This window comes from Bartonella phoceensis (assembly GCF_902825145.1).
Lineage (GTDB): Bacteria > Pseudomonadota > Alphaproteobacteria > Rhizobiales > Rhizobiaceae > Bartonella > Bartonella phoceensis.
The window spans coordinates 88,113-112,274 of the sequence record NZ_CADEAD010000004.1 but is presented as its reverse complement, the minus strand read 5'-3'; the positions used below and the strand labels follow the sequence as shown (position 1 = coordinate 112,274).

At 36.7% G+C, this 24,162-nt stretch carries 14 protein-coding genes and 1 tRNA gene; 6 read left to right on the top strand and 9 right to left on the bottom strand.

Annotation, left to right across the window (positions count from 1 at the left end; genetic code table 11):
- Positions 1-24 precede the first annotated feature (24 nt).
- The gene (locus tag J7R07_RS05900; protein ID WP_208435961.1) at positions 25-297 is read right to left on the bottom strand and encodes a hypothetical protein; all 273 of its coding nucleotides are present in this window, start codon (positions 295-297) and stop codon (positions 25-27) included.
- A complete protein-coding gene (locus J7R07_RS05895; RefSeq protein WP_208435960.1) occupies positions 291-2,666 on the bottom strand; it encodes a mechanosensitive ion channel family protein in 2,376 nt (791 codons plus the stop codon). Before J7R07_RS05895 ends, J7R07_RS05900 begins: the two co-directional genes overlap by 7 nt.
- A gap of 255 nt (positions 2,667-2,921) precedes the next feature.
- Here J7R07_RS05895 and J7R07_RS05890 point away from each other — a divergent pair, with 255 nt between their 5' ends.
- The 4 genes from J7R07_RS05890 (at position 2,922) to J7R07_RS05875 (ending at position 8,627) form a co-directional block, all read left to right on the top strand.
- Positions 2,922-3,218: a hypothetical protein gene (locus J7R07_RS05890; protein ID WP_343070151.1), complete on the top strand. Its 297-nt coding sequence runs from the start codon at positions 2,922-2,924 to the stop codon at positions 3,216-3,218.
- Positions 3,219-3,292: 74 nt separating this feature from the next.
- The gene (gene secD, locus J7R07_RS05885; protein ID WP_208435958.1) at positions 3,293-5,806 is read left to right on the top strand and encodes a protein translocase subunit SecD; all 2,514 of its coding nucleotides are present in this window, start codon (positions 3,293-3,295) and stop codon (positions 5,804-5,806) included.
- Between the two features lie 98 nt (positions 5,807-5,904).
- Positions 5,905-7,659 (top strand): cation:proton antiporter domain-containing protein, encoded by a 1,755-nt coding sequence (locus J7R07_RS05880; protein ID WP_208435957.1) that lies wholly within the window; start codon positions 5,905-5,907, stop codon positions 7,657-7,659.
- 14 nt (positions 7,660-7,673) lie between these two features.
- Entirely contained in the window at positions 7,674-8,627 is a 954-nt protein-coding gene (locus tag J7R07_RS05875; protein WP_208435956.1) for a lysylphosphatidylglycerol synthase transmembrane domain-containing protein, read from the top strand.
- Positions 8,628-9,288: 661 nt separating this feature from the next.
- On the opposite strand, the gene J7R07_RS05870 is transcribed toward J7R07_RS05875, so the two are convergent.
- A complete protein-coding gene (locus J7R07_RS05870) occupies positions 9,289-10,839 on the bottom strand; it encodes a TerC family protein (RefSeq protein ID WP_208435955.1) in 1,551 nt (516 codons plus the stop codon).
- Between the two features lie 467 nt (positions 10,840-11,306).
- Here J7R07_RS05870 and J7R07_RS05865 point away from each other — a divergent pair.
- Together J7R07_RS05865 and J7R07_RS05860 are read left to right on the top strand one after the other, a co-directional pair.
- Positions 11,307-11,382 (top strand) — tRNA-Lys (locus J7R07_RS05865).
- A 1,274-nt stretch (positions 11,383-12,656) separates the two neighbouring features.
- Entirely contained in the window at positions 12,657-14,069 is a 1,413-nt protein-coding gene (locus tag J7R07_RS05860; protein ID WP_208435954.1) for an amino acid permease, read from the top strand.
- Between the two features lie 85 nt (positions 14,070-14,154).
- Here the strand turns inward: J7R07_RS05860 and ilvC are convergent, their stop codons facing one another.
- The 6 genes from ilvC to J7R07_RS05830 form a co-directional block, all read right to left on the bottom strand.
- Positions 14,155-15,174, bottom strand: coding sequence for a ketol-acid reductoisomerase (gene ilvC, locus J7R07_RS05855; protein ID WP_208435953.1), 1,020 nt, complete (start codon positions 15,172-15,174; stop codon positions 14,155-14,157).
- 1,010 nt (positions 15,175-16,184) lie between these two features.
- Complete coding sequence (locus tag J7R07_RS05850) at positions 16,185-16,919, bottom strand: pyridoxine 5'-phosphate synthase (protein WP_208435952.1); 735 nt, start codon at positions 16,917-16,919, stop codon at positions 16,185-16,187.
- Positions 16,920-16,997: 78 nt separating this feature from the next.
- Positions 16,998-18,119, bottom strand: a complete 1,122-nt coding sequence (locus tag J7R07_RS05845) for an ATP-dependent DNA helicase (RefSeq protein WP_208435951.1) — start codon at positions 18,117-18,119, stop codon at positions 16,998-17,000.
- A gap of 1,278 nt (positions 18,120-19,397) precedes the next feature.
- Positions 19,398-21,197 (bottom strand): acetolactate synthase 3 large subunit, encoded by a 1,800-nt coding sequence (locus J7R07_RS05840; RefSeq protein WP_208435950.1) that lies wholly within the window; start codon positions 21,195-21,197, stop codon positions 19,398-19,400.
- Between the two features lie 273 nt (positions 21,198-21,470).
- A complete protein-coding gene (gene miaA, locus J7R07_RS05835) occupies positions 21,471-22,343 on the bottom strand; it encodes a tRNA (adenosine(37)-N6)-dimethylallyltransferase MiaA (protein ID WP_208435949.1) in 873 nt (290 codons plus the stop codon).
- A 243-nt stretch (positions 22,344-22,586) separates the two neighbouring features.
- Entirely contained in the window at positions 22,587-24,104 is a 1,518-nt protein-coding gene (locus J7R07_RS05830) for a Do family serine endopeptidase (protein ID WP_208435948.1), read from the bottom strand.
- Between the last annotated feature and the right edge of the window lie 58 nt (positions 24,105-24,162).

Genomic DNA, 24,162 nt, shown 5'->3' with positions numbered 1-24,162 from the left:
AATTAACAAAAATCTTAAACCATTCTACTTAAAAATTGCTCTACCTTTACTGATTTCTATATTATCTTCCGCCTTTATTGCAAAACGGTCTTTATTAGGAAAAGTGATAAAACACCCCTTCGTACAAACTGTAACGATTTGATGAGTATTCAACGAGATATTTAAAGGTGCACTCCCTTCAACGACGATGAGAGCTTGTACCTTTAAGTCAGTATTTTTCACAGTTGCTGCAAAAACTGCCGCGGTTAAAATATTCAACAGCACGGTTATTACAAAAACATGAATACATTTTAGCATTCCAGGATTCCTTCCTCAACAAAGCGTTTATATAATACAAAGCGAAGAGCATTGGTCACCTTAGAAGGTGAGGTGATGTTAGGCACATAGATAGCTAAATTAAAGGAAAATTTTTTACTATCAAATGCAGTAAAACTCACCTGAGGTGCAGGATTTTTTAAAATCCCTTCTGTAGTAGAAGAAATCTCTAGCAAAATCTCAACAACACGTTCTGGAGCAATATTGGAAGAAACAGCAACAGGGATATCAACCCGCCCCATTTTGCTACGACGAGTCCAATTACTGACGTTATTATTAATGAGGCTTGAGTTAGGAATAATAACCGTCTTACGCTGAAATGTTTCAAGCTCCGTTGCACGCACACTGATACGTTTAACAATACCACCTACTGATCCAGATTCCACATAATCCCCAAGTTTAAACGGTCTCCCAATCAAAATAATAAGCCCAGATACAAAATTTTGAACAATATTTTGCAATCCAAAACCTATACCAAGTGAAAGCCCACCAGCAATAAGCGCAAAATTTCTGAGATCTAAGCCTGCCATTGATAATCCTATCAAAGCCGACACAACAATACCACCATAACCTATAACCGTTTTGATAGAATTACGTACACCAGAATCGAATTCTCCATATTCTAACACTGTTTCATCTAGCCAAGCGATAAGGCGGCGGATAAGAAACCAGCAAATAAAAAAAGCAACAATCCCAGTTACAAGAGAAGTTAAAGAAATGACTACATTTCCAATTTGAAAACCAGTTATTAACCGCCACAACACTGTTTTTAAATCAGAATACGGGAATCCAAATTGTACAGCAATTGGCATTGCACAAAAAATAACCACGATAAAGTTGAGGAAAATACTCAGAATACCCCCCAATTGATTCATTGTCTTCTCTTCTAGATGCAACCATTGCATCAAAGTATGACCAAGGCTTGTTTTCATAAATTGGCCTTTTGTTCCAAGCACCTGAGCACTTCGTATTCCCAAATACATGAGCACTAAAAATGCCCCACTCATCATAATTTGCTGCATAATAAAACGTGCTAGACCAACATAACCTAAAAAAATCATCACAATCAGCAATATTCCCAATACAATAAGAGGAATACGTATATAAATTGGCCAAAAGTGCGATTCTTTCTCTTCACGTTGAGAAGCCCTCCGTCTAAACCGCAAAGGCACAAATGAAATAATAAACAACAGTATTGCGACAAGAAAAACAGCAATAAAACTTTTGGCAATTGTCAACGAAAGAGAAGCTGAAACAACTTGATAAATACTATCGAGAACAGCATCAAATGCCAAAATTCCACCTAAAAAAGTGATCAAAATCACTAATTGATACGACGCCAACGGTGTAACATTGAGAAGATGCACTTGTTTTATATTTGATGATAAAAAAACAACTGCTAAACGATTTATCAAAAAAACTAAGATAATTTGACGCCCAAGCATATCAAATACTGTGGTGAGCTTTCCTGGATTCATATCAAAATTATGAAACAAAAACAATACGAAATAAACACAAACAATACATACAAGCGAAGGAAGAACAACTGAAATAAAAGAAACCGATAAACATTGTAAATAGGATATTTCTTCATTCCCTTTGGTAAAATGGTTCCGTACATGCGTCAAAATTTTGCGAGAAAAATAAGAAAGTCCTACAACAACAAAAAATGGAATTAAAAAGGAAAGAATCAGCTGCAACGACTTGAAATAAAATGCGAAGTTCCACCAAGAACTCAACAACAAAAGAAAATCCGAGGAAGCTTCTTTCGTTTTCCGAACGAGATGTTTAATCATCGACATCGAAAACTCAAGCCTGTGTGTAAGTGTATGTTTAAAAAGTTCTCGAGATTGAGAAATAGCCAGTTCAGCTATTCTATTTGTAACCAAAAATATTTCTTCAAACCGAAATACTATACTATTAATTTCAGCCTTTTTCTCCATCAAATGAGAGCGTTCCTCACCTATTTTTTCCAAATTTTTTAGATCATCATGGAGTTCTGTTAATTGATCAAGAAGTACATTAATATCATTAAGAGGTACACGCAAAATAAACGCTGCTTCTATAGCACGTTTACTGATATCTTGTGCACGTAACCGCAGTTCTACCAAAGCACGTGGATCTTTTGATTGCTTTTCAAAGTCTTTTTCTAAAGTTTCTGTATTTTGTTTAAGATTCTTAATAATGTGCTGTTGTTGTTGAATAATCTCATCAATTGAGTGAAAAGCAATCCCCCGTTTAATGATGGTATTTTGTGTTTCAAGATGCCCCCATGCACAAGAATTGAATACAACAATAATCCCAAAAATAAATAAAAGTATGCGTATTTTTTTTTTAAAAAATGGATACATATCTGCCTTAGATGTATAAAGAGGAATCTACCCCCATCTTAAAAATATGGTATGGAACAAATATTTTCAACTTTTGTAGAATTATAAAAGCTTTTCCTTATCCCATAATACTGATAATAAGATAAAGGGTGATAATAAGCTTTGTGAACTCAATAAGATTAAAAAAGGTATTCTAGCATGTTTTTTTTGCACTTCTATTGCAAAAAAGAAAATTTTCCCCCTTTTTCGACCTGGCTTCTTCTCTCCAGCTTTGGCATGTTATTGACAAGTAACCTAGATGCAAAAGCTTATTCGATCAAAAAACCACAAGCAAATAATACAGTTGAGAAGAATACATTTGATTTACAAAACAAACGTGATCAATTAAATGTTACAATGACCGGACACAAAAAACTTGTAACAGCCCATAGAGATTTTATTCTGCCTCTCAATATTTTTCAAGATATCTTAGTATTGAATCTCTCTTTAGTAATGACCACAGTTATTTATACACAGCTTGGAAACCCACAAACACAATATTTTTTAAATAAACGTGCTCCTCCTCTTGTTTGAAACTTAAATTATGAAATTATTATCTTACCTTTAAACTTTAATAACTTTTAAATTGCCTATCAGCGGAATATATTATGCGTACACCCGGTTGGTTAACCACTCTTTATTGTTTAATCCTTTTAAGCAGCATTTACGTTGCCTTACCCAATTTATTCTCGCAAGAACAGGTAAAAAATTCACGATTTTTAACCGACACCCGTGTAACACTCGGACTTGACCTTCAAGGAGGTTCTTCTCTTTTACTTGAAGTCGATAGTAAAACATTAAAGCGCGATCAATTACATATCCTTCTAGGGAATGTGCGAAATACACTCCGTGAAAAACAAATCCGAACCTCAAGTGTTCGCATCATTGAAGATAGCGTTGTTGCACTTATTTCTGACCTCTCACAAAGTGAAAAAGCACTTTCTGCTTTGAAAACATTGGTAAACCCCATACACAGTAGTTTTGGTGCTACAGCCGATGATATCACTATCAGTGCTCAAAATGAAATTATCCGTGTCGCACTAACTGAATCTGGTATAAAGGATCGTATAAACAATGCTGTTGAACAAAGCTTAGAAATCATCCGTCGCCGTATAGATCAAGTTGGTGTTACTGAACCTGCTATACAAAAGGTAGGGACTGATCGTATTATGGTTCAATTGCCGGGCTTACAAGACCCAAAGCAGCTACATGACCTTTTAGGAACAACCGCTAAGATGACCTTTCATCTGGTGCCCTCTAATGTGGATATAAATAACCCACCTGTAGGTGTTTCAATCCTCCCCGGATATACAGATGAGACACAACGCTACGCAATTTATGATCAAATTGCCTTAGATGGAAATGTCTTAAAAGATGCCCGCGCAGGTTTTGATCCACAAATTCCGGGACGTTCTATCATTTCATTCACTCTGAATTCTGCTGGTGCAAAAATATTTGCAGAAATAACACGACAAAATATTAATCGTCCTTTTGCAATCGTTCTTGATAACAAAGTTTTGACTGCTCCTACCATCAATAGTGTTATTCCTAATGGACAAGGTCAAATTACAGGAAACTTTGACCCTAAAGAAGCCTCAACCTTGGCAGCTCTCCTGCGTGCTGGTTCCTTGCCAGCACCTCTAACCGTAATTGAAGAGAGAACTGTAGGCCCAAATCTTGGTGCTGACGCCATCCAAATGGGGCTTTACACCGGTATGATCGGCTTTGTTCTTGTTACAGTTTTTATTTTTCTTCTCTACAGAGTTTGGGGAATTATTACGAATATAGCCCTAGCACTCCACACTATTTTAACATTTGCAGCTCTAAGTCTTTTGGGTGCGACTCTCACATTACCAGGTATTGCTGGTATTATTTTAGGTATTGGTATCGCCGTCGATGCCAATATTCTCATCAATGAGCGTATCCGTGAAGAAAGCCGAAAAGGTGTTAGTGCCTTTGCAACCTTGGATTGGGGTTTCAAACATGCGTTCGCAACCATTGTTGATGCGAATGTTACTGCAATTATTGCAACTATTTTACTATTTTGGTTTGGCACGGGTCCTGTTCGCGGTTTTGCTGTAACAATGCTGCTTGGTATTATCATTTCCATGTTCACAAATATCACCGTTGTGCGCATCATGATGATTTGGGCAATACGTAAATGGAAAATTAAAACGCTGCATATTCATTCTATTTTCAACATCATCTCACAAAATACAAATTTCCATTTTATGAAAGCACGTTTCATTGGTATTGGTGTCTCAATTATTTTATCACTTACTTCAGCTTTTTTGTTTTTTAAACCTGGCTTGAATTTTGGAATTGATTTCATTGGTGGTAGTCAAATGAGTATTACCACAAAAGTACCACCAAACTTAGCAACATTGCGTTCTAAGCTTTCCACCCTTAATATTGGTGAAATCACCTTGCAAAATATTGATAATACAAATACTGTATTGATTCGTATGCAGAAACAAAGTGGCAGTGAAGTACAACAAACCATCGCCATTGATAAAGTTAAAACAGCAGTACAAAACATCTACCCAGATGTGACATTCGACCAAATAGAAGTTGTTGGCCCAAAAATTTCAGGTGAGCTTGCTACAGCTGCTTTTACTGCTGTTATTCTGGCAGCAATTGCCATGTCTCTTTATATATGGTTACGCTTTGAATGGTTCTTCGCGGTCGGTGCAATTGTAACACTTATCTTAGACACCACAAAAATGATCGGTTTTTTTGCCTTATTTCAATTTGATTTCAATTTAACAGCCATCGCTGCTCTTTTAACAATTGTTGGTTATTCTATAAATGATAAAGTCGTTGTCTATGATAGAATGCGCGAAAATATGCGTCTTTACAAAAAAATGCCGTTGCGTGAACTCATTGATCTCTCAATTAACCAAGTTCTTGTACGCTGCCTCTTTACGTCAGCAACTACAATTCTTGCTATGTTACCCATGGCTATATGGGGCGGAAGTGCTGTCCATAATTTTGCACTCCCGATGGTCTTTGGAATTATTATTGCAACATCATCCTCTATCTTTATTGCCGCTCCTATTTTACTCCTGCTAGGGAATTGGTGGCGTAAACGGAACAATCGTACAAATACTAAACTAAAATGAAAATACCATGTGCTTCATATAACATCTCCCCTTTCTTCTCATGAAAATTACAATCCTCTTAACTTAATTATTTTTTGATAAAAAGTCGTAAATAGTCCATGCTCCACGATACACCACTGATTACAACAATTGTTGCAGGCTTATGTTTAGCGTTTCTTTTAGGAATGATAGCGAGTCGTTTGCGTATCTCACCACTCGTAGGATACTTATTAGCCGGCGTTATTGTAGGACCAAATACAGGTGGCCTTAGAATAGATTCTGTCATTATCAACCAACTCGCTGAAATTGGTATCATTTTGCTGATGTTTGGCGTTGGACTCCATTTTTCATTAAAAGACCTTTTATCTGTAAAAGCTGTCGCTATCCCTGCTGCTATTACAGAGATGATCTTTACTACTTTTCTAGGCCTATGCCTTGGTCTAATCATGGGATGGGGGTTTAGCAGTAGTTTGGTCTTCGGTTCAGCTTTATCAATCGCAAGTACTGTTATCCTTCTGCGTGCTTTGCAAGAACGCCATCTTATTGAAACAGAAAAAGGACGTATTGCTATTGGATGGTTGATTATTGAAGATCTAGCGATGGTTCTTATACTTGTTCTCATACCATCACTGGCAAATATCCTTAGCAATACAAAAAAAGAAGCGTTCGATCCTCTTGTTCAATGGTTAGACTTAAGTATTTGGGGAATTTTAGGTCTTACCATCCTGAAAGTTATTATATTTATTGCACTTATGCTTATTATTGGGCGACGTATTATCCCATGGTTGCTAAAAATAAGTGCACAATCAGGATCACGCGAATTATTTCGTCTTAGTGTCGTTGCTATCGCACTAGGAGTAGCTTTCGGAGCAGCGCATTTATTTGGCGTTTCTCTTTCTCTTGGTGCCTTTTTTGCAGGTATGGTAATGAGCGAATCAGAATTAAGCCATCATGCAGCGGAAGAATCTTTACCACTACGAGATGCATTTTCTGTTCTCTTCTTTGTTTCTGTGGGGATGTTATTTGACCCAGGGAAATTGTTAACTCATTTTTTCCCTCTCCTAGCAACATTGTCGATTATTATATTAGGAAAGTCTACTGCTGCTTTTTTAATCGTCAAAGCCTTTCGCTATTCTAATGCAACAGCTTTGACTATTTCTGCAAGTCTTGCTCAAATCGGAGAATTTTCTTTTATTCTCGCAGGTCTAAGTTTGAACTTGGGACTTTTAAATAACGATGCGCATGATTTAATTCTTGGAGGTGCAATTCTTGCTATTTTGCTCAATCCCCTTGTTTTCATGGCCTGTAACAAAATTAAAAAACGTCTGGAAAAAGTTCCTGCAAATTTGCAAGATACAGAGACAATTATTGATATTGACCCACAAGATCCCGACCAAGAATCCTTACAAATGACTTTAAAAACCAACCATATTGTGATTATTGGCTATGGTCGTATTGGTAAATGTGTTGCATTATCTTTAACAGATAGAGGCGAACCCGTAGTGATAGTAGAAGAATCAAAACGCCTCGCCGATCAAGCAATTGCAGACGGATTCGAAGTCATTTGCGGAAACATCATTCAACAAGAAACAATGAATGCAGCAAACATAAGCGATGCACACAAAGTTGTTATTACAATGCGCAGCACCATTGAAGTAGGAGAATGTATAGTGAATATACATGAAATGAAGAAGGATATCCAGATAATCACGCATGCACTATCCGATGTAGAAACATCTTATCTCATTGATTTAGGTGCAGATATCGTAGTAACTGATGATGAAGAAATTGCCAATGGTGTTATCGAGCATATAACGGGACAAAGATCTGTAAAAAATATGCACAATCGTGAATTAGATTTACAAACAACATAAATGGATAAAGAAGCGTGAAAATAAAGCAGTTTATATGGCCATTTATCGGTATCTTAGCAATGCTGATATCTATCCGCATCCTTTATATAAAGCTTTCTGCCATTTCTTTTAGTGATGTATTGGAACGCTTGAGTAATTTAGATGGACAACACTGGCTGTTAGCCTGTTCGTGTTCTCTTCTAGCTTATGCTGCCCTTGCTGGATATGACCGAATTGCCTTGCAACATCTGGGACATAAGATTTCTTGGATCTTTATCGCTATATGTTCGTTTACAACTTATGCTCTTTCACACAATATTGGTGCTTCAGTTTTTTCTGGTGCAGTCGTGCGCTATCGCGCTTATAAAATGAAAGGATTAAATGGAACAGAAATCGCGATATTAGTAGGTTTTTGCTCTTTTACTTTTGTGATAGGTACAATCCTACTTTTTGGAATCGTTTTGCTTTTGCAACCCGAAATTATCACGCTCATTCACGATGATCTTCCTGAGTGGCTTGGAATAACCGTTGGAGCAATTTTGCTAAGTTTTATAGCACTTTATACTTTTGGCAGCTGGCTTCAATTAAAACCCCTACGCTTGAGTAAAAAAATTCAACTTTCCTACCCACGGCTAAAGATTGTTATTCAACAGCTTCTCATTAGTCCCATAGAGCTTTTAGGAGCAGCAGGGATTATATACGCTGTTCTCCCTTACAATACAGATATTCATTTTATTTCTGTGCTTGGTGTTTTTCTAGCATCTTTTACAATAACTCTCCTCTCTAATGCTCCAGCAGGAGGAGTTGGTGTTTTAGAGGCTTTATTCATAACAGGTATGCCTCATATAAACCCAACGGATGTTGTTGCGGCACTTATTGTATTTAGAATGTTTTATTTGATCATACCGTTCATCATTTCGCTATTTATTGTAGCAATTTTTGAAGCTCAACAATATTGGAAACAAACTCCCAAGACACCGCCTGAATAAATGAAAGGAAATCAATGCAACCATTGATTTTCTATTTATCTCTTTTATACTGAGAATTGCAATTCTTTTCTTTTTATACCAACACAACAGTATAAAATACATGGAGATATTGACACTTCAATTTTCTTTCAGAAAGCCATTCATTAATCTGCCAAATGAATTGCATATAGAAAATAACCGCTTCTATAATCTTCAATTAATTTCCAACATGAAATATTAAGAGGTTACCATTTTATAGAATAATGCACTCGGTAACACTTCTAATAAAAAGAGTTCCTCTAAACGATCATATTAAAAACACAAAAAACGATTCTATCAAATTTTTATCTCTAAAAAACACAGGCATAATGTATATATGCCTATACAATCGTCATTTTTGAAACTAACGACTCTTTCACCGATAACTCTGTACCGTTCTCTCTTCCTAGCAGATCATTGATAAAATCCTTCATTTAGTCCGAAGATTCCCCTACTCTAATTTAAAGATTCACTGATAATTCAACTTTTTCTTACTCTATGTTGCAATGCGCAAAAACATATTTAAAAAATAATAATAACATAATTTATCGGCTAAAATCTCCATACCCTTTTCGTTCTCTCTCATAAGAAAGCATTTTTTTATAAGATGATCTATCAAAATAATATACTTTTTTCTTTCTGGTTACACGAGGGGAGAAATCAAAATTTTAGATACATTCCGGCGATCCATTTCTATAACCTTAAAGCGCAACCCATCAGCTTCAAAGCTTTCTCCTTCATTCGGCAAATGACCAAACCGCCAAAGCATAAACCCAGCCAGAGTTGTATAGCGGTCTGCCTCATCAACAAGATTACGCCCAAGATAACCACTCAAACGACGGATATCAGCATATCCCTCAACAAGAATGCTTCCATTTTCAAGTTGTTCTGCAATCATGGGTTCTTCATCATCATCAGGAAAATCACCTGCAATGGCTTCAAGAATGTCGGTTGGCGTTGCAATCCCTTCAAAAGATCCATGTTCATCAACAATAATTGCAAGCTGAATCGAAGAATGGCGTAATTGCTCCATCAATCGTAAAACGCTCGTATTTTCATGAACCACAAGGGGCTCTCGCATAGCTTTTTTCCAATTGATCTTTTTTCCCTCAGCCAAATTTAAAAGAAGATCTTTTGTCAAAGCAACACCAACAAACTCATCCACTTTTTCACGTGCAAGAATTAAGCGACTATGTTTTACCTGTTGTAGTTCTTCACGCATTTCATTCTCATCACCATTTAAATCCAACCATTCAATTTCATTGCGTGGAGACATGATAGAGCGAACAGGACGATCAGCCAAATCAAGAACACCACGAATCATCTCTTTTTCTTCAGGTCGAAACAACTCAGAAGCTGCTGCTTGTTCAGCAATAACATCTACAGTCTCACCAAGATGGCTGTCTTTATTTCCCCCTCCCAAAAGCCTTAAAACAGCATCAGCTGTTCGACCACGTAGATTATTTGTTGTAATCATTTTTTCACGATTACGACGTCCAATTTGATTAAAAGCTTCAATGAGAACAGAAAAACCAATAGCAGCATACAAATACCCTTTCGGAATATGAAAACCAAATCCTTCAACAATAAGGGTAAAACCAATCATCATCAAAAAGCCAAGACAAAGGATGACAATAGTAGAATGTCGATTAATAAAGCGCATAAGAGGGCCAGATCCATACATCATCACCCCCATAGCAGCAATGACCGCTATATACATAACCACCGCCTGCTCTTTTACAATCATGCCTGTTGCAGTAATAATACTATCGAGGGAAAAAACGGCATCCAGCACCACGATTTGAACAATTACTTGCCAAAAAACGGCATAAGCGACGCCTGTTTTTCTTTCATGCAATACCCCTTCTAACCTTTCATGTAATTCCAGTGTTCCTTTTGCCAGCAAAAAAGCCCCACCACCAATTAAAATAAGACTATGCCAACTAAATACAAAAGAGAAGAGTGAAAAAATTATCGTATCGAGATTCATTACCCATCCAATAACCGTAAGAAGAAAAAGCCGCATCACTAATGCTAAAGTGAGTCCGATCAAGCGTGCACGATCGCGCAAATGCATCGGCAATTTTTCAGCTAAAATTGCAATAAAGACAAGGTTGTCCACTCCTAAAACGATTTCGAGAAAAATCAACGTGACCAAGCCAAACCACGCATGGGGATCAGTGATCCACTCCATTACAGTTCACCTTTTAAAAACTTAAAAGCGCGCAATTGACAAAACAAATTCATGAGCTTTCATTCGCATAATTGATCAAGAATATCGAACGCAATCCTTTTGCGTTTAAAGCAAGCGACGGCAAAATATTCCTTAAAGGCATACGATTATTGATAAAATTTATAAAACAGAACACGGGCCTACATTGCTTACAACCACAAGAAGGCTCTTCTGAATTTTCCTCGGGCATTATGCTCGACAATCCTCCAACTATAGTTCCACATAATAATCGGAACACTCAATTCACAGAGCTCTTTTAATAATGGGTCTATTTTTATATAAGATCAAGAGGTCGTATCATATTTTTAACTGTATAGCCAATTTAGCTATAGATTTTACTATTTTCATATAAAAAACAATAAAACCATCTAGACATCCCCCCTCATGAGCGTTATAGAACCGCTCATTCTCATCTTTTGAAAAGCTGTGGGTGATTAGCTCAGTCGGTAGAGCAGCTGACTCTTAATCAGCGTGTCGTGGGTTCGATCCCCTCATCACCCACCATCTCAATTTTCAATTTATGAGATCAGTAACTTTTTGATTTCATACATCTTTTAAAAGGTACGGAATAGCAAATAGAAATTTGGAGATAAGATTTTCGAACTTTCTTTTATTGAAGTGTATCTGGTCTGGATTTTATAGCAGTTTATTCTTTTCAAAGCTTTCTCTTGTTTTTACAACCAAATATTGGTTTTTATAACTTTATGCTGTTTTTTAATTTTCTGCTATTAAAATCTAATTTTGAAAAAAATGCATAAAAACAACATATGCCCCACCTATTCTTAATATAAGGTTGCATTTTTCCACTGAGTAAAAAAAATCCAATTTTAAACTACACTCACAATAAAACCAAGAGAAGAGAATTTTTCATTTACCTCCACAAAATATGTATTATTATTTTCCTCTTTTCTATTAATTTTTCTAATTTTCAAAGCTCTTTTGAGAAACCTATCAAAAACTCTAACAAATATCTCCATCACTTTGTGGCCAAAGGATCAAAAAAGATTTAATATGGAACTCTTACAATAAACATCTGGCTTTATCTCTTAAAAGAATCTTTCTCTCTTGATATAAACCATATGAAATAAATCTTTTTATAATCTTTTCAGAAAAAGAAACACTATAAATACGTTGTATTTCTTTGTCATCTTCTAAAGAGCTTTTATACGATATTAGTCTGAGTCTCTCGTAAGATTTTACCAAATGATATAAATATCTGAATAGAATTCCTATTCACAAATTAAGAATAAAAAACTTATAGGTTTTTCACCTATCTGTCACAAAAAAAGTAACAATCTCCCATTTATAGTACTAAATAAGGTAATTGTAAAAATCTTTTTATTTTCTTGATTATAAAAAAAAATCATTAAGTAATATAATAACTTAAAACTTTATTATTATGATAATAAAATATTTTTTATAAAATCTATGATAATTACAGTTTTATTATACGAGTATAATTTGCTATAATATATGAGAAATTTCTTACAACTATTTGAAAAAACTTAAAATAATTGACATAATAATACGAAATCTTTGTATCAACCATTTATCGGTCACCTTAGCTAAAACTTAAAACTCTATACTAAAATATCTACCGTATTGTTTGGGAGTAAAGGAGTATATCCTTGCCATTCCTATACTTTTCTCTTTATCCACATGAAATCATGAAAAACGTTTTTTTTCTTTACTCCTCATTTATATCATGCTTCGATACAGGAGATTGCTTTTTTCAGTGTAATTTTGAATCTTAAATAATTAAAGGGAACCTTCAAAAAATGAATTATGAACAAAATTTAGAAGATAATCCTCAGAAAAAACTACAACGTGGACTAGACAACCGTCACGTACAGCTTATAGCCCTCGGTGGAGCTATTGGGACAGGTCTCTTCATGGGATCAGGAAAAACAATTAGCGTAGCAGGCCCTTCCATCATACTCGTTTATGCTATTATCGGATGTGCCCTATACTTTGTAATGCGCGCTATGGGAGAATTGTTGCTTTCTAATTCAAAATACCGATCTCTTATTGATTTTTCTACTGATATGCTGGGACCAGGAATTGCTTTTTTTGTTGGCTGGAACTATTGGTTAAGCTGGATAGTGACTGGAGCTGCAGATATTATTGCTATCATTAACTATATGCATTTCTGGTGGCCAACACTTAATCCGTGGATTGTTGTTTTTGCTTGCATTGGTTTCTTTTTAATCATTAACCTCCTTGCCGTAAAATTTTTTGGTGAACTTGAATTCTGGTTTGGTCTTATCAAAGTCGTAGCAATTTTAGCATTAATTGTTGTTGGATTTTATATGATTACTACAGGCTTTACCTCACCAAATGGTACTGTCGCTTCTCTCAGTCACATATGGAATGGTGGAGATATATTTCCCCAAGGAATTACAGGTTTTTTTGCTGGATTTCAAATTGCCATTTTTTCTTTTGTTGGTATCGAAATTGCCGGAACAACTGCAGCTGAGGTCAAAGAACCTAAAAAAGTTCTGCCAAAAGCAATTAATGCAATACCAGTTCGTATTGTACTCTTTTACATCTTTTCTCTGGGTGTGATTATGTCAGTTACACCTTGGGATCAAATTGTTCCAGAGAAAAGCCCCTTTGTCTCCATGTTTTGGCTTGCTGGTATTCCGATAGCTGCTGGTTTGGTCAATTTTGTCGTTCTCACTTCAGCTGCTTCTTCAGCAAATGGTGGTATTTTTTCTACCAGCCGCATGATATATGGGCTTGCAACACAAAAAGGAGCGCCTCGCATTCTTGGAAAACTTTCCAAATACCATGTTCCAGCCAATGCTCTGTTCTTTTCCTGCCTATGTATTTTAATAGGATATACAATTGTGTCATCATCTCCAAGCATCATAAGCGCTTTTACAATTGTGACAAGTATTTCAGCTATTGCATTTTTATTCGTATGGTCTGTTATTTTGATTAGCTATATTGTGTATCGTCGTAACCACCCTCATCTGCATACTGAATCCGTCTACAAAATGCCAGGCGGTATCATCATGTGCGGGGTAGTTTTAGTCTTTTTTGCTTTCATGCTCTATTTGTTGACATTAGAACATGATACCCTAATAGCTTTAAAATACAGTATCTTTTGGTTTATTTTCTTAGGTATAATGTATTTTATGTTTATAAGAAAAAAAATATTCCGAAGAACAAATAAAACTTATACATAAAAAACGTATTTAAAAAGGGTAACCAAAGTTACCCTTTTCATACATAAATCATGAGAACTTTCTTATAGTAATCTCATCTTGAATTTCAATTACGCTCTTTATCAACCAGAGCGTTAGATTTTATCCAAGGCATCATAGAACGGAGTTTTTTGCCAACTTCTTCGATAGGATGTGTATCATTTAAACGCCGCATGCCTTTAAAATGAGCGGCACCAGCTTTGTATTCTTGAATCCAATTCGAAGTAAATTTACCCGTCTGAATATCTTTCAAAATACGTTTCATTTCTGCCCTCGTCTCATTCGTGATCACGCGTGGACCAGACATATATTCACCCCATTCAGCTGTATTGGAAATCGAATAATTCATATTTGCAATGCCACCTTCATACATGAGATCAACAATCAATTTAACCTCATGCAAACACTCAAAATAAGCCATTTCCGGTGCATAACCTGCTTGTGTTAGTGTTTCATAACCTGCTCGAATAAGCTCAACAAGGCCACCACAGAGCACAGCTTGTTCACCAAAAAGATCAGTTTCGCACTCTTCTTTAAATGTTGTTTCAATCACCCCAGCGCGTCCACCCCCAAGGCCGCATGCATAAGACAATGCTATATCATGGGCATGCCCTGAAGCATCTTGTGCAATCGCAATTAAGCAAGGAACACCGCGACCAAGTTGGTATTCATTGCGCACTGTATGACCTGGACCTTTAGGAGCGATCATCACAATATCAACTGTTTTTTTAGGTTCAATTAAGCCGAAATGAATACTCAAACCATGTGCAAAAGCAATCACAGCGCCATCACGTAAATGATCATGAATATGCTCTTTATAAATATCAGCTTGTAATTCATCTGGCGTTGCCATCATAATAAGATCTGCCCACTTTGCTGCTTCAGCAACACTAATAATCTCAAAACCATCCGCAGTAGCCTTTTTAACTGTTGCCGACCCTGCACGCAAAGCAATTCGCACATTTTGAACACCGGAATCTTTCAAGTTTAAAGCATGCGCATGCCCTTGTGAACCATAACCAACAATGGCTACCTTTTTCCCTTTAATTAAATCAACATTTGCGTCACGATCATAATAAATATGCATAAAATACTTCCTTCCCTCTACGTTTAAATTGAATGTCAGATTATTTTTATTGAATAAAAAGTAACAAATGACTTTAGGTGCTTCACACACTATAAAGAACAAAAATACTGCTTATAATAACAAAGCAATTGAGCCATCTTTCAAAACCTATATTTTGAATACAAAAACGCATGGCCCCCAAACCTTCCCAAAACACATTCAGATTCCCAAAACAGATTTCACCTGCTGCTCTACGATAACGCTATATCACACAGAACAACATTTCTAAAAAGAAATACATCTAATAAGATTCACTTCTTTTTCTGCTCAATGAAGCAGTATATCTTTAAAATGGAAAACACACTACACGATTTTTAACATGAACCAAATCAAAATGGATAGCAAGAAAATTTATAAATAAGAGAGATCGTTCTTATACTTGAGCGTAAAAAAATAATTTTACCTTTCTCATAAAAAAGATACCATTTATATAACTTCCAGTTTCAGCAGCCTCATTATACGTGATAGCCAGGCATTTTGACTCGATAAATTTGTGATTGAAACAGCATACAAAGCATTCATAAAGTTCAATAATACAGCGTAATCTTATCAAACACTAATCTTTTGAAAACACTCCCCAGCAATCGTTACTTGAAAACTATAAAATTTTCCATCCTTATCATGGGATCTTCATAATCTCATTGCCACCATAAATCTAAAAATTTTTTTCTTTTTTCTAAAAACGCTCTCAACAACTTAGAGAAACCTTAATTTTTCATGAAATCTACCATTGATTTCTTACCTTTTAAAAAAGCTTCACCAAAACTATAGAGCTTTGTCGCCTTTCTCTCCACAAACTAATGTAGTGAAAATCACTACCAATTTTTTCAATTGAAGCCAGCATTTTGTTGCTATCATAATGCATGCAACAAACAGTGGTTATTCGTCTAAACATACGCGAAATTGCTTTTTAAAAAGACAAACAAACAGAGCTTTATAAAAGCGTATCTGCCCAATTATACGAAGGAAAATCACACCAATAATCGGATAAAACGCTGTACCGTGTTATGCATTCCATATTCTAACGCATCCGCAATCAACCCATGACCAATAGAAACTTCATCAAGCCAAGGAATGCGACTGACAAGGGCGGAAAGATTTGTAACTGTCAGATCATGCCCTGCATTAACACCTAATTGCAGTTCTTTCGCTCTTCCTGCGGCCAAAACAAGTTTATTGAGCTCTTGATCTTGTTTTGTCTTATCCTGAAACGCACCCCCATAAGACCCAGTATAAAACTCCACACGATCAGCACCAATCGTTTTAGCAAGATCAAGACCATCAACAATAGGGTCAGCAAATAAAGACACACGAATTTTTTTTGTTTTCAAACGTTGAATAATAGGTGCTAAAAATTCTGCATGACGAGCAAAATTCCAACCATGATCAGACGTTGATTGAGAAGGATCATCAGGAACAAGCGTAATCTGATCAGCGTAGTTTTCTGCTACATCCAAAAACGCATCACTTGGATAACCTTCGATATTAAATTCAGCAGCAGGAAACGTTCTGTTCATTAAACAACGTATATCTGGCAAATCAGCAAAACGAATATGTCGTTCATCAGGACGTGGATGAACCGTCAAACCAGCAGCACCAGCTTTAAGTGCTATATGCCCAATATTCTTGATATCAGGCCAAGGAAGATTACGCCGATTGCGCAAAACGGCAATAGCATTAAGATTAACCGAAAGTTTTATGGCCATGCCTACTCCCATTTTCATATACAATTCTAAAATTAGAAAAATACATTCACCAATACCCAGAAAATAAAAATATTTTCCCTATCGAACAATTGTTAAATACTCTGCCGCACGTGTAATTCCCGTATAAAGCCAACGCGCATACATATCACGAAACGCAAAACTTTCATCAAACAAAACGACATTGTCCCATTGAGATCCTTGTGCTTTATGAACAGTTAACGCATATCCATAATCAAAATCATCATATCTTTTTTTTAACGCCCATGAAATCTCATTATCAGGATCTTCAAACACTGCTTTTAAAAGCTTAATCTTCGTCACCCCATAATCGCTCTCTTCTGGTTTAATAAGAAGGCTAATACCTGGTTTAACAGTTTCCCTCTGTGAAGTCATGACCTTCCATAAAGAGCCATTCAACAAGCCTTTATGAGGATCATTCCGCAAACACACAAGCTTATCTCCCGCTTGTGGATAATCTGCTGTAAATCCCTTCAACGCACGCAAACGTTTATTATAAAGGTGGCGTGTTCTGTTAACTCCTACCAACATCTGATCAGCGTTCAAAACCAATTGCTGGTCCACCTCTTTACGTGTAATAACGCGCGCTGTCCCATAATCACCATAAGCAATATCACGTCCTTCACGCACATCCATAGCCAAACGAACAATTGGATTATCACGCGCTTGCCGATGGATTTCTGAAAGAAGAAAATCCGGTGCACTATTGGAAAAAAAGCCCCCTCCTGAGATAGGGGGCAATTGGCCCGGATCACCAAGAACAAGAACTGGCGTCCGAAAACTCATTAAATCACGTGCCAATTGTTCATCCACCATCGAACACTCATCAACAATGATAAGCTTAGCTTGCGCAGCAGCACTCTTTCGATTGAGTGCAAATGTTGGTGCAATAGATTTTTTTCCTGTTACTTCATCGGAAACTTCTTCTTCTCCACGCGGACAATAAATCAGTGAATGAATAGTACAAGCATTACTAGCACCTTTAGAGCGCAAAACCTGTGCTGCTTTGCCTGTAAACGCCGCAAATTGGACAGAACCATCAACTGTTTCAGCAAAATAGCGTGCAAGAGTCGTTTTACCCGTCCCCGCATAGCCAAAGAGGCGAAAAAGTGGAGAACGCCCTTCCCTTAACCACGCGGCAACAGCCTTCAATGCATTATCCTGTTCCCGTGAAAATTGCATAATTTATCAAAATAAGATTCGCATAAAAAGAGCAAGGGTTTTAGAAACAAAACCACTATCAAGAGAAGTTTTTGTCATTAAGAATTTCTGATACATGGCCATTTCACCACTTTCACAGTACGGATATCAACCCACAATTATCAACCATTGTGCCAATTATCTGCATTTAAAATATTTCAATAATTTCAATTGAATGCCCAGACACAATTTGTATCAACCTTCTTGATAAAATTTTAGACTTATTAGGTAAAATATTCTATTCTACAGTAGAATACAAACAATCGGATTAAGACGCACCGTACACTTAGAATAATATATATGCACCTGTGGTGCATCATATCTAGAACTAAAGAAAAATTTTAAATCTATAAATTGCAATTACAAATCCTTCATTACAAATAACTGCCTTTATACAGAATATAAACAGTGTAGTTTCATGAATTATGACACATGCCTTACTCAAGTAATCAGCTCCCTTGCGCATGAAGAAAAATGCGTACACGTACCCATAATAAAAAATAAATTGAACGCATCAATAAAACTATCGAATCTTTAGAAAAATCCATGAAGCAAATCTTAACAAAAGCTGCTTACCCTATGGGAGTAGCTATAAGGCTTCTCCCTTTTCTCTCATAATAATTTTCAATAAAAGCATGATTTACGACATAAATGAAATGCGTCTAAGCGTAAGATGATAAACCATCTCGCACATCCCACGACCATAACACATCAAATACTGCACAAACTATGCAAGAAGCAAAAAACAAGGATACGAATTAATAGAAAATAAATTTATATCGTGGTGATGCAACTTGAATCAATTGAAAAACATGATGGAATATATCATTTTATTTAAAAACAGAAAAAAGCCCATTCCAAAAAGATATCTTTCTTCCAATATCGCCTAAATGAATCAAAATATTTCAAGTTCGCCTTCTCTAAAATGAGACATTTATATGCGGTAAAAGCAGTAAGACATTCTCTAAAATAAATTTTTGGCCTATATTTTAAAAGCATGTAACCAAATATCAAAAAATCAGCATATGCTTTAAGAAAAGGAGCAATATATGCTACCAATTTAGGTATAACAATCTACAATATAAAGCGTTTTTGGGCTAGACAGCCAATAGTATACCATCTCTCCGTAAACAGGGTGTAGTGTTGATCATAAAAATAAACTCTACAAGGAAAAAGCTCCCAGAAATGAGGAATAGAACTAAAAACTTTACGGAATCAATAACCTAAAAATCCCTTTATCATTTGGTTAATATATTAATTTTATACAAAAATTTGTCCTTCAGCAGAAATAGCATTTGCAACTGCTTCATCATTAGCTTCATCAGGTAACAACATATCATTATGTGCACACCCAGATGGAATCATGGGAAAACAATTTTCTAAATTATCGACACGACAATCGAAGAGAACCGGCTTATCACAATCAATCATTTGCTGAATCTTATTATCAAGCTCATCTGGTTTTGAACAATGAAGACCAACCACTCCATAAGCTTGTGCTAATTTCACAAAGTCAGGCATCGATTCCGTATAAGAATGAGAAAGACGATTGCCATGTAGCAATTGCTGCCATTGGCGAACCATACCCATATACTGATTATTTAAAATAAAAATTTTCACTGGCGTATTATGCTGAACAGCTGTTGCCAATTCTTGAATATTCATCTGAATTGAAGCATCACCAGAAATACATACAACAAGCGCTCCAGGATGTGCTATTTGAACACCAATAGCAGCAGGAAGACCGTACCCCATAGTTCCAAGGCCACCAGAAGTCATCCAATGTTTTGGTTCATCAAAGTGATAATACTGTGCAGCCCACATCTGATGCTGTCCAACATCCGTTGTGATATAAGCACGCATATTTTTGGTAAGGGCATAAAGTCGTTCAAGAGCATACTGTGGCATAATGACATCGCTTTTCTTCATATATGCCAATGAGTTACGCGCTTTCCAACAATTAATTTTCCTCCACCACGTATCACGACTTTCTTTTTTAAATATTGGTTTCTGCATATGCAAGCATTGATGAATATCTCCTAAAACATCAACCACATCACCAATAAGTGGAACATCTACTTTTACAATCTTATTGATAGAAGAAGGATCAATATCAATATGAATAATGCGTGCATGAGGCGCAAATGCATCAAGCCGCCCAGTGATACGATCATCGAACCGTGCACCAACAGCTAACATAACATCACAATCATGCATGGCCATATTCGCCTCATAGGTTCCATGCATTCCAAGCATTCCAAGCCAGTTTTTGCTAGAAGCCGGATAAGCACCAAGTCCCATAAGTGTTGACGTAATTGGAAAATCTCCTAATTGAACTAAATCACGCAACAGCTGCACAGCTTTAGGCCCCGATGAAATAACACCACCACCAGAGTAAATAACAGGGCGTTTTGCTTCTGCTAAAAGAGAAACAGCACATTCAATATCCTTAGTATTCCTTTTCAATTGTGGATAGGAATACACAGATGCCGAAATTTGAGGCACTCTATAAATACCCGAAGCAAATTGAATATCCTTAGGAATATCAATCAAAACTGGTCCAGGACGTCCTGATTGGGCAATCGAAAAAGCTTCATGAATGGTAGCTGCAAGATCATTTATATCTTTAACCAAACAATTATATTTGGTACAGGGTTTTGTAATACCAACCGTATCAGCCTCTTGGAAACCATTTGTTCCAATCACGGTTGTCGGTACCTGACCAGAAAAACAAACGAGAGGAATGGAATCCATGAGTGCATCTTGCAAAGGTGTCACAGCATTCGTTGCACCTGGACCAGAAGTCACAAGCATAACGCCCACCTTTCCTGTACTCCGAGCATAACCTTCAGCAGCATGTCCTGCTGCTTGTTCATGACGCACCAAAACATGTTGAATCGCATCCTGTTGATAAATAACATCAAAAATAGGAAGGACAGCTCCACCAGGATAACCAAACAGATGTTCAACCCCATGATCAATCAGAGCTTGAACCACCATCTCAGCCCCTGACATCATTTTTCCGTCCATACCCTTTTGCATTCTTGGATGATGTGTCATTTATCCCCCTCGCCTATTTTACAACACAAAAAAAATCCCAAAGGAGCCTATAAAAAAAGCCCCCGAAGGAGCTCATCACATGTAAAAAGCATATACCGTATGACTCTCCCCCTTATTTTCACGTAAGACATACATAAGAAGAATACTTCCTCAAAATAAATTCTAATTCCACCAGCGCTATTCGTCAATCAAAAATTATCTCACTAAAAGTCTCCTATTTATAATATTCTCAGCCTTTCCTCAATTATATTTAAAACCTTTCTAGCCCTCTTATCAAGAAATCAGCATCCATTCTTTATCAAATTGATTACGAAACCATGTCATTTGCCTTTTTGCATACCTTCTCGTCTGTGTTTTCACCGCTTCAAGAGCATTCTCAAAGCTTCTATCTCCATCCAAATACGCTATGAACTCAGGGATGCCAATAGCTTTCATCGCTGGTAACCAAGGAGAAAGTTTAAGCCTCTTCATAGCAGAAACCTCTTCTAAAGCACCTCTTTCAATCATAGAGTTCAATCGCTCATGAATCCGTTCATAAAGCTGTTGACGCGATGGAAGAAGAAGAATTTTTTCTGTATCATCTGAAGAAATCAAAGGAAAAGTTTTTTGCTTTTGCCACCAACTTAGCTTTTTACCTGTTGCTTCATAAACTTCTAAAGCACGAACAATACGCTGACCATCTTGCGAAGACATTTTCTCAGCAAGAACTACATCAACTTGCAATAACTGTTGATAAAGACTTTCAGCACCCTCTTGCTCAAGCCGAAACCGCCATTTTCGCCTTAAAACTTGTGGAATAGAGGGAATTTCCGCAATTCCTTCTAAAAGGGCACAAAAATAAAGTCCGGTCCCCCCGACAAAAATAAGTGATTTTGTTGTAAACCTATTCAACAACTTCTCAACATCGAGCAACCATTGCCCTACCGAATAATTCAGAGAAGGATTCACATATCCATAAAGATAATGGGGAACACTTTCAATATCGGCCTCTGTCGGCCGAGCTGTTAAAATATTTAAAACATCATAAACCTGCATGGAATCCGTATTAATGATGAAAGCATCTCTCTCTTGAGCCATTTGTAAGGCAAGTGCAGATTTTCCACTTGCAGTTGGCCCCGCTATCAATGTAATTGTCCTGTGTGTCATGAATGGAAATTCCTATATCCATCAATCAACAACTTATTATAATACGCATACCCAACCCCAAAGACAGTATATTTCATCTCCATTATCATAGAGTGAACACTTCAATACGAAAACACAACTAGAACCTTTATAATTCACACAAAGAAAGCGCCTATAATAGTTCCGCCCTCTTTGAAAAAGAAATACAATAACAATACCAAAAGAACCTTAAATACAAATAACTCAACACATTATTCAAGAGCATTAATCCATTGGAATCGTTACAAACCGTAACTCTCCGTCTGGTTGAGCAACGATGAAGAGAGCATTTTTGCGTCCGGCTTCACGTAATTTATGAAGACGTTTTTTAGCTTCATCAATGGTCGCAATAGAACTTTGATTGATATCAACAATCACTTCACCAATACGAATACGCTTTTTATCTGCAGCGCTATTTTTCGCAATAGATGTCACCACCAACCCCCGAATTTTATCAGTAATTGAATAGTGATGACGCAAATCCACTGTAAGCTCGGATAATGTCATTCCCATAAATTGCATTGATACACTTTTTGATAGAGCACTATCTTTTTCATCATTGGCTTCTTCCTCTGTATTCTCATTTTCCTCTGTCTCAATCAAACGTCCAAGCTTAACTTTTACTGTTTTTTTCTGTCCGTTCCGTAAAACAGTAACGTTCACCACTTTTCCCTCCGGACTTTCTGCTACTAAACGCGGCAAATCACGCGCATGCTTAATTTCTGCATTCCCAAAGGAAAGAATAACATCTCCAATTTGCAACTGGCTATTATCTACATTCACCTGTTCTATTTTACCAGCGACCAATGCACCCACAGCGTTGTCTAGTTTTAAACTTTTTGCAATATCTTCTGTTACCGGTTGAATACGAATAGCCAACCAACCACGCCTTATTTCTCCAAAATCACGCAACTGATTAATCACGGAAAGAGCCATATCTGATGGTATAGCAAAACCAATACCAATAGACCCCCCAGAAGGCGAAATAATTGCTGTATTAATGCCAATTACCTCACCATTTCTATCAAATAACGGACCGCCAGAATTGCCCCGGTTAATTGCCGCATCTGTTTGAATAAAATTATCATAAGGACCAGCATTAAGATCGCGATTGCGTGCAGAAATAATGCCAACTGTCACGCTTCCACCAAAACCGTAAGGATTTCCGATAGCCATAACAAAATCACCAATACGCGCCTTTTCTGAATCACCAAAACGTACAGCTTTCAATTTTTTACTTCTAGCATCTACTTGCAGGAGGGCCAAATCAGTCTTGCTATCCTTTCCAAGTAATTTTGCTTTTAGTTTTGTACCATCAGTAAAATTAACTTCAATATCATCAGCGTCAACGATAACGTGATAATTTGTAACAATCAGCCCTCTCTGGGCATCAATCACAAAACCAGATCCCAAAGAATGGACCTTTTGAAATTGACTACCTTTTTGACCATCTTTGGGTGCAAAAAAATCACTAAAATATTCTTGTAACAATGAATCCTTTGGTATAACGGGCACAGGAGTATGCTCGTCTTGTTCGGTCCCATCAACGGTCTGTGCTATCGAAATATTCACAACCGTCTCTAAAAGTTCAGCAGCCAAATCAGGAACGGAAAGAGGTTTGTTTTTTGTCTCTTCTCCCCAAGACAAACTGATAGATCCAGATAAAAACAACAGTACACAAACAACAACTCTTGTGGCAAAAAAAACCAAAGACGCACTTTTACCTACAACATTTCTACCCATAACATGCCTTTAACAAAATGCCGCAAAGAGCTTTACTCAATTCATCTACACAAAATCA

Coding starts and splice junctions, on each gene's coding strand:
- J7R07_RS05900 (WP_208435961.1), bottom strand. CDS start 297: ATGCTAAAATGTATTCATGTTTTTGTAATAACCGTGCTGTTGAATATT.
- J7R07_RS05895 (WP_208435960.1), bottom strand. CDS start 2,666: ATGTATCCATTTTTTAAAAAAAAAATACGCATACTTTTATTTATTTTT.
- J7R07_RS05890 (WP_343070151.1), top strand. CDS start 2,922: ATGTTATTGACAAGTAACCTAGATGCAAAAGCTTATTCGATCAAAAAA.
- secD (WP_208435958.1), top strand. CDS start 3,293: ATGCGTACACCCGGTTGGTTAACCACTCTTTATTGTTTAATCCTTTTA.
- J7R07_RS05880 (WP_208435957.1), top strand. CDS start 5,905: ATGCTCCACGATACACCACTGATTACAACAATTGTTGCAGGCTTATGT.
- J7R07_RS05870 (WP_208435955.1), bottom strand. CDS start 10,839: ATGGAGTGGATCACTGATCCCCATGCGTGGTTTGGCTTGGTCACGTTG.
- J7R07_RS05860 (WP_208435954.1), top strand. CDS start 12,657: ATGAATTATGAACAAAATTTAGAAGATAATCCTCAGAAAAAACTACAA.
- ilvC (WP_208435953.1), bottom strand. CDS start 15,174: ATGCATATTTATTATGATCGTGACGCAAATGTTGATTTAATTAAAGGG.
- J7R07_RS05850 (WP_208435952.1), bottom strand. CDS start 16,919: ATGGCCATAAAACTTTCGGTTAATCTTAATGCTATTGCCGTTTTGCGC.
- J7R07_RS05845 (WP_208435951.1), bottom strand. CDS start 18,119: ATGCAATTTTCACGGGAACAGGATAATGCATTGAAGGCTGTTGCCGCG.
- J7R07_RS05840 (WP_208435950.1), bottom strand. CDS start 21,197: ATGACACATCATCCAAGAATGCAAAAGGGTATGGACGGAAAAATGATG.
- miaA (WP_208435949.1), bottom strand. CDS start 22,343: ATGACACACAGGACAATTACATTGATAGCGGGGCCAACTGCAAGTGGA.
- J7R07_RS05830 (WP_208435948.1), bottom strand. CDS start 24,104: ATGGGTAGAAATGTTGTAGGTAAAAGTGCGTCTTTGGTTTTTTTTGCC.